The sequence below is a fragment of the Acidovorax sp. HMWF018 genome (assembly GCF_003061035.1).
In the GTDB taxonomy this organism is placed as follows: domain Bacteria; phylum Pseudomonadota; class Gammaproteobacteria; order Burkholderiales; family Burkholderiaceae_C; genus Acidovorax; species Acidovorax delafieldii.
The window spans coordinates 1-11,775 of the sequence record NZ_QAIM01000281.1; the positions used below are offsets into that span (position 1 = coordinate 1).

The window sequence follows — 11,775 nt, forward strand, 5'->3', positions numbered from 1 at the left end:
TTGTCTTGATCTGCGGCCATTGCCAAGGTCTGCTGCTTCATCTGCGGATAACGTTTGACCCCTCTCAATGGTGGACCTTAATCAGCGTTGCCTTAGATCAATATCAAATTGATAGCAACATAGGCAATAAATATCAGCGCATCGCCACGCTTTGACAAAAACCTGGGTATGCACACCGCCCAGACCCCTTGCTGGGCACCCGAGGGCCATCGGAACACTCCCAACCCCGCGCGCAAGACCACCAACGTCCCATCGGTGGCAGCGGCCAGCGTCCATTCGCCCAAGAAGCAGCCTGTTGACCGCCCTCTTGGGGCATTTCGCGTTCTGCAATCCGATACATTTGCAGTAACCTTCGGTCAATCCGTGGACTGCAGCCCTCCCCAGCGCAGTCGTGCCCCTGCCGCCGCCCTAAACGTCTAAAGCATGTTTGTCATCATCGGTTACGTCGTCTGCCTCGGCTGCATCTTCGGTGTGTACATCATGCACGGAGGCAATATCAGCGTGATTCTCAAGGCACTGCCGTTTGAGATCATCACCATTTTGGGCGGCGCACTGGGCGCGTTTGTGGTGAACAACCAGCCCAAGGTGATCAAGGCCACCTTGGCCGCACTGCCGATGGCGCTCAAGGGTTCCAAATACACGAAAGAGCGCTACATGGAGCTGATGGCGATGCTCTATGACATCCTGCAGAAGGCCCGCAAAGAGGGGCTGATGGCCATTGAGAAGGATGTGGAAGCGCCCCACGAATCCGAGATCTTCAAGAAATACCCCACGGTGGGCAGCGACCACCATGTGATCGAATTCACCACCGATTACCTGCGGATGATGGTGTCGGGCAACCTCAATTCCCACGAGATCGAGGCGCTGATGGACAGCGAAATCGATACCCACCACCAGGAGGCCCATGCTCCCGTGGCTGCGCTGGCCCGGTTGGCAGGCGCCCTGCCCGCCTTCGGGATCGTGGCCGCCGTGCTGGGCGTGGTGAACACCATGGGCTCGGTGGGGCAGCCGCCCTCTGTACTGGGTGGGATGATCGGCTCGGCGCTGGTGGGGACGTTCCTGGGCATTTTGCTGGCCTACGGCGTGGTCGAGCCCCTGGGTGGACTCGTCGAGCAAAAGACCGAGGACGCCGCCAAGGAACTGCAGTGCATCAAGTCCACCCTGCTCGCCAGCATGCAGGGCTACAACCCGGCCACCGCCATTGAGTTTGGCCGCAAGGTGCTGTTCTCCAATGTACGCCCCAGCTTCTCGGAGCTGGAAGGACACGTGAAGGGCAAGAAGTAGCAGCTGCCGCGAATGCAGTAGCCGCGCCGTAACGCCCCACCACCACCATGGCAGAAAAGAAGCTCCAGCCCATCATCATCAAGCGCGTCAAGAAAGGCGGCCACGCGGTGCATGGTGGCGCCTGGAAGATCGCTTATGCCGACTTTGTGACGGCGATGATGGCGTTCTTCTTGCTGATGTGGCTTTTGGGCTCCACGGCCAAAGGTGAGCTGCAGGGCATCGCGGCATATTTCGCTTCGCCGCTCAAAGTGGCGATGACCGGTGGCGACGGTGCAGGCAACAGCTCCAGCGTCATCCCCGGTGGCGGCAACGATCTGGCCAAGGTGCATGGCCAGGTGCGCCGCTCCGATGTGGAAGAAGCTAAGCAGCGCCGCATGAGCATCGATGCCGCACGGGCAGAACGCGCCAAGCAGGACCAGGAACGCATCAAGGCCCTGGAGGCCAAGATCGATGCGCTGATCACCGAGAACCCGCGCCTGAATGAGTACAAGTCGCAGATCCGCATCGACATCACGCCCGACGGGTTGCAGATCCAGATCATCGACGACCAGAACCGCCCCATGTTCGACAGCGGTAGCGCGTTGGTAAAACCCTACATGCGCGACATCCTGCGCGAAATTGGCGCAGCCCTCGGTGGCGTCGAAAACCGCATCAGCCTCGCAGGCCACACCGACGCCGTACCTTATGGCAACAGCGAAAAGGGTTACAGCAACTGGGAGCTATCGGCAGATCGCGCCAACGCCTCGCGGCGGGAACTGGTCTCTGCTGGCATGCCAGACGCTAAACTGGGCCGCGTGGTGGGCTTGGCCGCCAGTGATCTGCTGGACCCCAAGAACCCACGCTCCCCCTCCAACCGGCGCATCACCATCACGGTGTTGACCCGGGAGGCCGAAGAACGGCTCATGGGCAAAGGGATTCCTGAAATCACGTCCACAGAACTGTTGACGGAAAAGCGGGAAAATCCCCCCCCAAGCAGGTAACAGTTACGACTTGTCACCAAACCTGCCACCCATGACAATGCTTACAGTAAATCTCGACTGAAAGGGTCCCAAGTGACCACAGCCCTTCGTTTTTTGATCGTTGACGACTTCTCCACCATGCGACGCATCGTTCGCAACCTGCTCAAGGAGAGTGGGTTTGCAGACGCCGACGAGGCCGAGGATGGTGTCGCCGCACTCAACAAGCTGCGCAACAGCAAGTTTGACTTTGTGGTGACCGACATCAACATGCCCAACATGAACGGCTTCCAGCTGCTGGCCGAGATCAAGAAGGACGACAAGCTCAAACACCTGCCCGTCCTGATGGTGACCGCCGAAGCCCGCAAGGAAGACATCGTTGCCGCCGCCCAGGGAGGCGCTGCGGGTTACATCGTCAAACCCTTCACCAAGGCAACTCTGGAAGAGAAAGTGACCTTGATTCTGAAGAAGATGGGGTTATGACACCATGGACGACACACCGGACAACAGCCAGCCTGCCGATGTTCATCACAAGATTGGCCTGCTGACACGTCAGCTTCACGATTCGCTCAACGAGCTGGGTTATGCCGACAAGCTGCGCGGCTCCATGGGCGAGCTGCCCGACGCGCAGAGCCGACTTTCCTATATCGCCCGCCTGACGGGAGAAGCGGCAGAGAAGGTGCTCAACCGCGTCGAACAGGCCAAGGCCCAGCACGACTACATTGCGGCGGAAACGCGCCGGGTCGTCAACTCGCTGGTGGCGGACCCGGTGGCGGCCGTGGCCAAAGGCGAGATCTTCAACTTTCTGACCGACGTGGAGCGCGTGACCAAGGAAGCCGACACGCACCTCACCGAAATCATGATGGCGCAGGATTTTCACGACCTCACCGGCCAGGTGATTGCGCGCGTGGTGAACCTGGCAGCCACCATTGAAGAGCAGCTGGTGCAACTGCTAATCCAGACGGCTCCGCCCAGCGCCCAGGTGCCCGCCGAGCCCGCCCGCGCAGCGCATCTTCAGGGCCCGGTGGTGGACCCGGAGAACACCCCCGACGTGGTCACCGACCAGTCCCAGGTGGACGACCTGCTGGCCAGTTTGGGCTTCTGACGCTCCGTTTTCAGTCCAGCAGCCCCAGGGCGCTAGTGCAATATGCCTTGATTGCTATCATTTCTGAAAATAATGGCAGCAATCCACGGTGCGGGTCAGACAAGGGCCCGCCACTAGACACACCCCAGGCACCACCGAAAAGAGGGGGCTGCAGCCCCCTTATCAGCCTTTAGATTTCCAGGTCGCTCACGACAATGGCATGACACCAGCCGTCATGCCACCATGGAATCCAGCCAAGAAAAAAGCCTCCCCGCGTCAGAACGCAAGCTGCAAAAAGCGCGCGAAGACGGCCAAGGGGCACGCTCGCGCGACTTGTCGCACCTGGCCATCCTGGGCGCGGGCGCCGCATGCATGCTGCTGCTGGCCCCACAGCTGATGGACCGCATGCAGTGGGCGATGAGCCAGCAGCTGGCGTTCAATGCGGCCACGGTGATGGCGCCAGGCACCATGCTCTCGCGGCTGCAGGACATGGTCATCGTGGGCTTGGTGGCCAGCACGGTGTTTGCCACCCTCACCAGCGCTGCGGGGCTGATCAGCGCCATCGGGGCGGGCGGCTGGATTCTCAGTGCCAAGCCCATCACACCGCAGTTCAACCGACTCAACCCGATCTCCGGACTGGCCAACCTGTTTTCCAAGCAGCAGATGGCCAACGTGGCCAAGATGGTGCTGATGACCGCCATCCTGACCTACGTGGCCTGGAAGTTCCTGGGCAACAGCCTCGAAACGGTCGCCATGCTGGTGCTGCAACCCTCGCCGCTGGCCATTCGCCAGATTGCAGACTGGCTGACCTCGGGCATGAGCCTGTTGCTGCTGGTCGTGTTTCTGGCTGCCTTGGTGGATGTGCCTTTGCAGGCGTTCTTCTTCAAGGAACGACTGAAGATGTCGCACGAGGAAGTCAAGCAGGAGCACAAGGAGTCTGACGGCAACCCCCACACCAAGGGCCGCATCCGCCAGAAGCAGCGCGAGATCGCCGACCGGGCCAGCGTAGGCGCCGTCCCCAAGGCCGACTTTGTGGTGATGAACCCCACCCACTACGCCGTGGCCCTCAAATACGACGAGAAGACCATGAGTGCGCCCCAGGTCATCTCGCGCGGCACCGACCTCATCGCCATGAAGATCCGCGACGTGGCCAAGGAGCACAACGTGCCCGTGCTGCAGTCGCCCATGCTGGCCCGTGCGCTGTATGCCCATGCCGAGCTGGACCAGGCCATCCCCGCGACGCTCTACACCGCCGTTGCCCAGGTGCTGGCCTATGTGTACCGCCTCAAGGCGGCCCTGCGTGGCGAAGGCCGCATGCCCGACAGCCTGGTGGAGCCTTTCGTGCCGCCTGAACTCGATCCGCTGAACCGCACCACGGTGCAAGGTGCTGCCGTATGAACACCTCTGTAAAGTCTTTGCAGCAATGGGCGGGCACCAATGCCAGCGCCCTGCAGGGCCTGTCGGCACCACTGCTGGTGGTGGCGATTCTGGCTCTGATGGTGCTTCCCATCCCCCCGTGGCTGCTGGATGCATTTTTCACGCTCAACATCGCCGTCGCGCTGATGGTGATGATGGTGGCGGCGTACATGCTGCGTCCGCTGGACTTCGCGGCATTCCCTTCGGTGCTGCTGCTGACCACACTGATGCGCCTGTCGCTGAACGTGGCCTCTACGCGCGTGGTGCTGCTCGAAGGCCACCAGGGCCCTGGCGCAGCGGGTGCAGTGATCGAGGCCTTCGGCCACTTCCTGATCGGCGGCAACTTCGCCGTCGGCCTGATCGTTTTTGCGATCCTCGTGGTGATCAACTTCGTGGTGATTACCAAGGGCGCCGAGCGCATTGCCGAAGTGTCGGCGCGCTTCACCCTGGACGCCATGCCCGGCAAGCAGATGGCGGTGGATGCCGACCTGAATGCCGGCCTGATCGACGAAAAAGAAGCCAAGCGTCGCCGCGCCGAAGTGGCGGAAGAAGCCAACTTCTTCGGCTCCATGGACGGCGCGTCCAAGTTCGTGCGCGGCGACGCCGTGGCGGGCATCCTGATCCTGCTCATCAACATCATTGGCGGCTTCGCCATTGGTGTGTTGCAACACGACCTGTCGGCCAAGCAGGCCGCAGACAGCTACATCCTGCTGGCCATTGGCGATGCGCTGGTGGCACAGATTCCCGGCCTGCTGATTTCGGTGGCAGCCGCCATGGTGATCTCGCGCGTGGGCAAGGACCACGACATGGGCCGCCAGATCGTTCAGCAGCTGTTCATGTCGCCCCGCGTGTTGGGTGTGACGGCGGGCATCCTGATCCTGCTGGGTTTGATCCCCGGCATGCCACATGTGGTGTTCCTGACCATGGGCAGCCTGCTGGGCTACGGCGCCTGGGTGATGTATGAGCGCCAGAAGGTTCCCCCGGTGGTCGAAGCCCCACCGCCACCCGCCACCGATGGCGAAGCCACCTGGGACGACTTGCAGCCCGTGGACCTGCTGGGCCTGGAACTGGGATACCGACTCATCAGCCTGGTGGACAAGAGCCGCCAGGGCGACCTGCTCACCCGCATCAAGGGCGTGCGCCGCAAGTTTGCACAGGAAGTCGGCTTCCTGCCCCCTGCCGTGCACGTACGTGACAACCTCGAACTCAAGCCCAGCGGCTACCGCATCACGCTGCGCGGCGTGGTGGTGGGCGAGGGCGAAGCCTTCCCCGGCATGTTCCTGGCCATCAACCCCGGCGGCATCACCACGCCGCTGATCGGCACGGCCACCACCGACCCTGCCTTTGGCCTGCCAGCACACTGGATCGACGATCGGCAAAAGGAAGCCGCACAAATGGCCGGTTTTACCGTCGTTGATTCCGAAACCGTGATGGCCACCCATTTGTCACACTTGATGCAAGTGCAAGCCGCCAAGCTCCTCAGTCGCACGGAAACGCAGCAACTGGTGGAACACGTGGCCAAGCTGGCCCCCAAGCTCATCGAAGAAGTGGTTCCGAAAATGGTCTCCATCGCAACGTTCCAGAAAGTCCTCCAGCTGCTGCTGGAAGAGTCTGTGCACATCCGCGATATCCGCACCATCATCGAAACGCTGGCCGAGCATGCTGGTGGCGTCTCGGACCCCGTCGAGCTGGCCCGCCGCGTGCGCATTGCGCTCTCGCCCGCCATCGTCCAGCAGATTTACGGCCCCACCCGCGAGCTCAACGTCATTGCCATCGAGCCCGGCCTGGAGCGCCTGCTGGTGCAAGCCCTGGGCAATACGGCAGGCCCCGCGCTCGACCCCGGCGTGGCCGACATCCTCACACAAAAGGCCGCCGAAGTGGCCCTCAAGCAGGAAGAGATGGGCCTGCCCGCCTGCCTGCTGGTTCCCGACCAGATCCGCAATGCCATCTCCCGCCTGGTGCGCCGCGTAGCGCCCCGCCTGCAGGTGCTGGCACACAGTGAAATTCCAGAGACCCACACCATCCGTATTGGGCCGATCCTTAAAGGTGCATCAGCATGAACATCAAACGCTTTACCGCCCCCACCTCCCGGGAGGCTCTGGCCAAGGCGCGCATGGCCTTTGGCGACGGCACGCTGATCCTGTCCAACCGCCCCACGGCCAACGGCGTGGAAGTGGTGGCCACGGCCGAGGACACGCTGTCGGCTCTGGATGGTGGTGCGCCCACCGCTTCGTCCAATCCGCCCCTGCTGGCGCCCAGCACTGCGCGCAGCACCCCCCAGCGCGCCAGCCAATCGGCAGCAGCGTCGGGCCTGGGCCGCAACCCGGTCGAGGAAGACACCGAACAGCTGGCCATGAGCACGCTGTCGTTCCAGGACTATGTGCGCGAACGCATGCTGCGCCGCCGCCACGAGGCACTGAATGGCCCCTCGGAACCCCAGACACTGTCTGAACGCAGCCGCGACCAGGAACCAGAACGTGAACGCATGCCCGCGCCCTCGGTGGCGCGCCACAACCCGCTGCGCACGATCCCGATGGACATCCCGCCCGAGCCACCGCGCCGCCGGCAGGAAACCCCCAGCGCCCACCTGATCCAGTCGAACAACCAGCAGAGCGTGATGAACGAGCTGCACGCGATGAAAGAGCTGATCGAAGACCGCTTCAACACGCTGGCCTGGCTGGGGCAGGCGCGCCAGAACCCGATCCAGTCCAACCTGATGCTGAAGATGATCCGTGCCGGATACTCCCCGTCGCTGGCCCGCGCCGTGCTCGAACGCATGCCCGAAGACCTGTCGGCGGGCGAATCGGTGCGCTGGCTGATGGAGGTGCTGGAACGCAACCTTAAGACCGACCAGACCGATCCCCCACTTTACGAACAAGGCGGCATCTTCGCCATGGTGGGCTCTACGGGTGTTGGCAAGACCACCACCACCGCCAAGCTGGCTGCCATGTGCGCCCGCATCCACGGCCCCGGCAGTGTGGGGCTGATCACACTGGACACCTACCGTGTGGGCGCGCACGAACAACTGCGCACATACGGACGCATGCTGGGCATCGTGGCCCACCTGGCGCACGACCGTGCCGCGCTGCAAGACCTGCTGGGCCTGCTCAGCGGCAAGAAAATGGTGTTGATCGACACCACCGGCGTGGCCCCCAGGGACCCCCGCAAGCGCGACATGCTGGATGTGCTGGACCTGCCCCATGTGAACCGCCTGCTGGTACTCAACGCCGGCTGCCATGGCGACACGCTGGATGACGTGCTGACCGCCTTCAAAACCGACGGCTCGCAACAGGCCATCCTGTCCAAGGTGGACGAGGCCGTGAAGCTGGGTCCTGCCATCGACGCGCTGATCCGCCACCAGATGGTGCTGCGCGGCGTGACCAACGGCCAGCGCGTGCCCGAGGACTGGGAGCGTGCCAACGCCCACCAGCTCATCAGCGCCTCCATGCGGTCGCCGGCGAAGTCGGCTTTCGACCCCAAGGCCACGGACCTGAACTTCTTCTTCTCGCACTCTCCTGACACCGTGACGGAGGGGGGGCTGGTCGATGCTTGATCTGGGTTTTCACCAGGCGGCCAGCCTGCACAGCCTCACCCCGCAGGCAGAGCTGCGGCTGCTGGCAGTCGCCAGCCAGGGCAACACGGCGAGCGGCCTGGAAACGCTATGGCAGATCTGCGCCAGCCTGCAGCGGCTGGGCTATCCGGTGGTGGTACTCGACGGCACGGCGCAGGAGTCCGACGACAGCCCCGGGCTGCTGCACCTGCTGCAACATGCAACGTGGAATGACGGCGCCAGCCTGAACCTGGGCGCCACCGCATCCTCCCTCGCCGTGATTCCAGCGGCCAAGGGGCTGCAGCACCTGAGCCGCAAGGCCAGCGGCAGCATACGCTCGCCCATGGAGAGCTTGCTGCCCTGCTTCAGGACTTACGGCCTCATGGTGATTCACGCACCAGCCTCCACCCTGGGGCCCCTGCTCACCCACACGGCTACGGTGCCGCTGGTGGTCATGGGCAGTGGCGCAGCGGGCGTGATGACCAGCTACAAGAGCCTCAAGCAGATTGCGCTACACACTGGCTTGCCCTGCATGGTAGCCGCTTTGCTGCACGGCAACACCGCCGCCGAACGCCGCAAGGCCCAGTCCCAGCTGATGACCTTGCAGGCATGTGCCGAGCGCCATCTGGGCGGCCCGATACGAACCACCACCATTGCCACACAGAACCCCCAGGAGCTTCAGCGCCTGGCCTTGCAACTGCTGGAAAATGCGGGCACTATGAACGGAGCGCTGGCTGCGCTGACACCCAGCAACTTGACAGGCATGCCTGCGCATTTTGTCCGGAGCCACTGACCAGAGCCTGTGATGCACCTCTATGTACGCACGTTGACCCGAAACGCTCCCCACGGTCTGGCAAGTTGCTGGCCCCGGGCGGCGGAAAAAGATCGGGTGATGGCACCCCCAAGCGGCTCCAGAACAAGATCGCATACCCGCCCTACCAGTGCATAACACTCTCTCTATGTACACCGCCAAAGGCCAGCTTGATCGCGATGCCATGATCCGCCAGCATGTACCGCTGGTCCGGAGGATTGCGCACCATATGATCGCCAAGCTGCCTCCCAATGTCGAACTGGATGACTTGATCCAGGTCGGCATGATGGGGCTGGCCGAAGCCCTGTCGCGCTACGAAGTGGCACAGGGCGTGCAGTTTGAAACCTTTGCCACCCAACGCATCCGGGGCGCCATGCTCGACGAGCTGCGCGAGGGCGACTGGATGAGCCGCAGCTCGCGCAAGAGCCAGAAAGACATCGAGCATGCCGTGCACCGGCTGGAGCAAAAGCTGGGACGCAGCCCGCTGGAGTCCGAAATAGCCAGCGAAATGGGCATGAGCCTGGCGGACTACCAGAACCTTCTGGGCAAGGTCCGGGGCACCCAGCTGGTGTACCTCGAAGACATGACGCATGGCAACGACGACGAGGATGGGTTTCTGGACCGCCACGTTGCCGACAGTGCGGCTGACCCGGTGGAGCTGCTGCGTGATCAACGACTCAAGACGTCACTGGTCAACGCCATCAAAACCCTGCCGGAGCGCGAGCAGCACATCATGGGCATGTACTACGAACATGACATGAACCTCAAGGAAATTGCTGCCGTGCTGGGCGTTACCGAGTCGCGCGTGTGCCAGCTGCACAGCCAGTCCATTGCCCGGCTGCGGGCCAAGATGCGCGCGCACTGAGCGCCCCCACCGGCGAACACCAGGCGCCGCGCAGGTCGTTGCGCAGGGCCATAGGGTTACGGGCCGCCGCATTTCGCGACCGGGCCCACAACCCCTTCAGAACAATGGATGCCGCTCAGCCTGCAGAGCGGTAGATGCGCGCCACACCCGGCGCGGCTCCGCGCGCCCCCAGGCCATCGCCATAGGTAGCCGCCGCATTGGGGGGCAACAGGCCGGCGGCTTGGCGGTCCGTGCTGGCAGCAAGCCGGGCCAGGCTTTCACGGTGCAGTATCAGCATGCTGCGGATCGCATCCGCGCGCTTTTGCAGCGACGCTGGCAAGGGCAACCCCCGCGCGGCCGCCTGCTCCAGCGCACGCGAGAAATCGGCCGCTGCATCACGCAAGGCCGTGCTGTTTTTTTCCAGGGAGGTGGGGTCGGCCGCGAGAAGTGCGGCAGAGACTTGTTCGATCAGCTGCTCAACAGCCGAGAGAGATTCTTCCAGAGACATGGCGCATTGTGCGATGGATTGCGCCCGGGAGCAAAACGCCGGTCAACCCCGCGAGCGGGACAGGATCTCCTGGGCGTTGGACAACAGCTTGTCGGCAATGGCTTCGGCGTCGACCGAGAATTCGCCCTTTTCGATGGCAGCGCGCACTGCCTTGACCTTGCCTGCGTCAAAATCTGCCGTGCTGCGGGTGGCAGGGCTGAGCGCCCGGGCCGCGGTGGACACAGTGACAGGCACACCGGCGGATGACGCCATCAGTGCGTCCTTGGTGGCTCCTTCAGCAGCGCTGGCTGGGGCCTTGGCTTGCTTGGCAAGCCCCGTCGGCGGCAACCCGCCCGGCAGTTCCGGTGTTTGACCTATCTTCATCGCTCTCTCCACCACCCCGTTGGATGTGGGGCATCAGTAGCAATGTTTTCGACCCATTTGGCCCGGACTTTAGCCATTTATTACCGGGGCGTCATCACAGAGTGACATCCACTGTCCCAGAATCATTCACAGTTCCACTTACGATGCGGCCATTCTCCATGCGCACGCGCACAGTCTGCCCGACAGAGCCTGCGGTCAACGCCTGGCCCGCAGAGCTGACCGCATAGCCCGGCCCCTGGGCCACCACTTTCACCTGCGCACCGGCCTTGAACAGCAGGGGGGCACGCACCATGGCCTGGCGCACCGCCTGCCCCGCCACCAGTTGGCGGGCCGCGGTCTGCCCTACCCACAGGTCGGGATTGGCCATGACGGGAGAGGAATCGGCCGCCCAGTCCACTTCGGCCTCTGTGGCGTCATTGGCCGTCAACACGGCACCGGGCGCCACATTGTTGGTCAACACCCAGGCCGGGCCAAACGCCTTGATGGTGACGGGCAAAAACACGTTCCATGCGGTGGCGCCCTCCACACAGCGCAGCCCCAGACGGGTCCGGCCCCACAGGCGGGCACCTACGGGCAGATAGGGTTCAACGCGCGCACAGGGCGCCAGCCGAAGGCGCGAGTCCAGTGAGCCAACACTCACTTCCATACGCAGTGGCAGCGCGGAGGACGGGTTGCGGGCCAACGCATCGTCCAGCCAGCGCTGGGTAAGCGGCCCCAGGTCCGCCACGGGGTCTGCCGCCGACTGGGCGAGCGCAACACCATGGGGGCCCAGCGCAGCCACAGCCAATACACCCATCAGGCAGAACGTACGCACCAAGGCGCCGGCACGCACAGCCAGCGACTGCCGGGTGACGCCGCACAGCGCGGCGTCGGTGTTGGCGGCAGAGAAAAGGAAGTGGGCGGTCATAGGGGCCTCCTGGGCATCGGCTGGCCAGGCTGCCCGCGCACGGGGTGCTACG

At 63.4% G+C, this 11,775-nt stretch carries 12 protein-coding genes; 9 read left to right on the top strand and 3 right to left on the bottom strand.

Translation table 11 applies throughout. The features are described 5' to 3' along the window. Nucleotides 1-423 precede the first annotated feature (423 nt). The 9 genes from motA to DBR23_RS10580 all read left to right on the top strand — a co-directional run bounded on the left by motA (nucleotide 424) and on the right by DBR23_RS10580 (nucleotide 9,966). Nucleotides 424-1,284 (top strand): flagellar motor stator protein MotA, encoded by an 861-nt coding sequence (gene motA, locus DBR23_RS10540; RefSeq protein WP_056065696.1) that lies wholly within the window; start codon nucleotides 424-426, stop codon nucleotides 1,282-1,284. A 47-nt stretch (nucleotides 1,285-1,331) separates the two neighbouring features. Further along, a complete protein-coding gene (motB, locus tag DBR23_RS10545; protein ID WP_056065694.1) occupies nucleotides 1,332-2,264 on the top strand; it encodes a flagellar motor protein MotB in 933 nt (310 codons plus the stop codon). A gap of 72 nt (nucleotides 2,265-2,336) precedes the next feature. After that, complete coding sequence (gene cheY / locus DBR23_RS10550; protein WP_010466076.1) at nucleotides 2,337-2,723, top strand: chemotaxis response regulator CheY; 387 nt, start codon at nucleotides 2,337-2,339, stop codon at nucleotides 2,721-2,723. Nucleotides 2,724-2,727: 4 nt separating this feature from the next. Further along, nucleotides 2,728-3,345 carry a protein phosphatase CheZ gene (locus DBR23_RS10555; RefSeq protein ID WP_056065691.1) on the top strand — a complete coding sequence of 206 codons (618 nt, stop codon included), beginning with the start codon at nucleotides 2,728-2,730 and terminating at the stop codon, nucleotides 3,343-3,345. A gap of 222 nt (nucleotides 3,346-3,567) precedes the next feature. Further along, the gene (locus DBR23_RS10560; RefSeq protein ID WP_056065689.1) at nucleotides 3,568-4,722 is read left to right on the top strand and encodes a flagellar biosynthesis protein FlhB; all 1,155 of its coding nucleotides are present in this window, start codon (nucleotides 3,568-3,570) and stop codon (nucleotides 4,720-4,722) included. Next, entirely contained in the window at nucleotides 4,719-6,800 is a 2,082-nt protein-coding gene (gene flhA / locus DBR23_RS10565; RefSeq protein WP_056065684.1) for a flagellar biosynthesis protein FlhA, read from the top strand. The genes DBR23_RS10560 and flhA overlap by 4 nt, the downstream gene beginning before the upstream one ends. Next, entirely contained in the window at nucleotides 6,797-8,293 is a 1,497-nt protein-coding gene (flhF, locus tag DBR23_RS10570) for a flagellar biosynthesis protein FlhF (protein ID WP_056065681.1), read from the top strand. Before flhA ends, flhF begins: the two co-directional genes overlap by 4 nt. Further along, complete coding sequence (locus tag DBR23_RS10575; RefSeq protein WP_108498213.1) at nucleotides 8,286-9,083, top strand: hypothetical protein; 798 nt, start codon at nucleotides 8,286-8,288, stop codon at nucleotides 9,081-9,083. The genes flhF and DBR23_RS10575 overlap by 8 nt, the downstream gene beginning before the upstream one ends. Nucleotides 9,084-9,249: 166 nt before the next feature. After that, a complete protein-coding gene (locus DBR23_RS10580) occupies nucleotides 9,250-9,966 on the top strand; it encodes an RNA polymerase sigma factor FliA (protein ID WP_056065675.1) in 717 nt (238 codons plus the stop codon). Nucleotides 9,967-10,081: 115 nt separating this feature from the next. Here DBR23_RS10580 and DBR23_RS10585 read toward each other — a convergent pair whose 3' ends face one another. The 3 genes from DBR23_RS10585 to flgA all read right to left on the bottom strand — a co-directional run bounded on the left by DBR23_RS10585 (nucleotide 10,082) and on the right by flgA (nucleotide 11,612). Next, entirely contained in the window at nucleotides 10,082-10,453 is a 372-nt protein-coding gene (locus tag DBR23_RS10585; protein ID WP_108498214.1) for a hypothetical protein, read from the bottom strand. A gap of 42 nt (nucleotides 10,454-10,495) precedes the next feature. Next, nucleotides 10,496-10,816 (bottom strand): flagellar biosynthesis anti-sigma factor FlgM, encoded by a 321-nt coding sequence (flgM, locus tag DBR23_RS10590; RefSeq protein ID WP_056065669.1) that lies wholly within the window; start codon nucleotides 10,814-10,816, stop codon nucleotides 10,496-10,498. Nucleotides 10,817-10,910: 94 nt separating this feature from the next. Next, on the bottom strand, nucleotides 10,911-11,612 hold the full coding sequence (flgA, locus tag DBR23_RS10595) for a flagellar basal body P-ring formation chaperone FlgA (protein ID WP_108498215.1): 702 nt from the start codon (nucleotides 11,610-11,612) through the stop codon (nucleotides 10,911-10,913). Between the last annotated feature and the right edge of the window lie 163 nt (nucleotides 11,613-11,775).

Coding starts and splice junctions, on each gene's coding strand:
- motA (WP_056065696.1), top strand. CDS start 424: ATGTTTGTCATCATCGGTTACGTCGTCTGCCTCGGCTGCATCTTCGGT.
- motB (WP_056065694.1), top strand. CDS start 1,332: ATGGCAGAAAAGAAGCTCCAGCCCATCATCATCAAGCGCGTCAAGAAA.
- DBR23_RS10555 (WP_056065691.1), top strand. CDS start 2,728: ATGGACGACACACCGGACAACAGCCAGCCTGCCGATGTTCATCACAAG.
- DBR23_RS10560 (WP_056065689.1), top strand. CDS start 3,568: ATGGAATCCAGCCAAGAAAAAAGCCTCCCCGCGTCAGAACGCAAGCTG.
- flhA (WP_056065684.1), top strand. CDS start 4,719: ATGAACACCTCTGTAAAGTCTTTGCAGCAATGGGCGGGCACCAATGCC.
- flhF (WP_056065681.1), top strand. CDS start 6,797: ATGAACATCAAACGCTTTACCGCCCCCACCTCCCGGGAGGCTCTGGCC.
- DBR23_RS10575 (WP_108498213.1), top strand. CDS start 8,286: ATGCTTGATCTGGGTTTTCACCAGGCGGCCAGCCTGCACAGCCTCACC.
- DBR23_RS10580 (WP_056065675.1), top strand. CDS start 9,250: ATGTACACCGCCAAAGGCCAGCTTGATCGCGATGCCATGATCCGCCAG.
- DBR23_RS10585 (WP_108498214.1), bottom strand. CDS start 10,453: ATGTCTCTGGAAGAATCTCTCTCGGCTGTTGAGCAGCTGATCGAACAA.
- flgM (WP_056065669.1), bottom strand. CDS start 10,816: ATGAAGATAGGTCAAACACCGGAACTGCCGGGCGGGTTGCCGCCGACG.
- flgA (WP_108498215.1), bottom strand. CDS start 11,612: ATGGGTGTATTGGCTGTGGCTGCGCTGGGCCCCCATGGTGTTGCGCTC.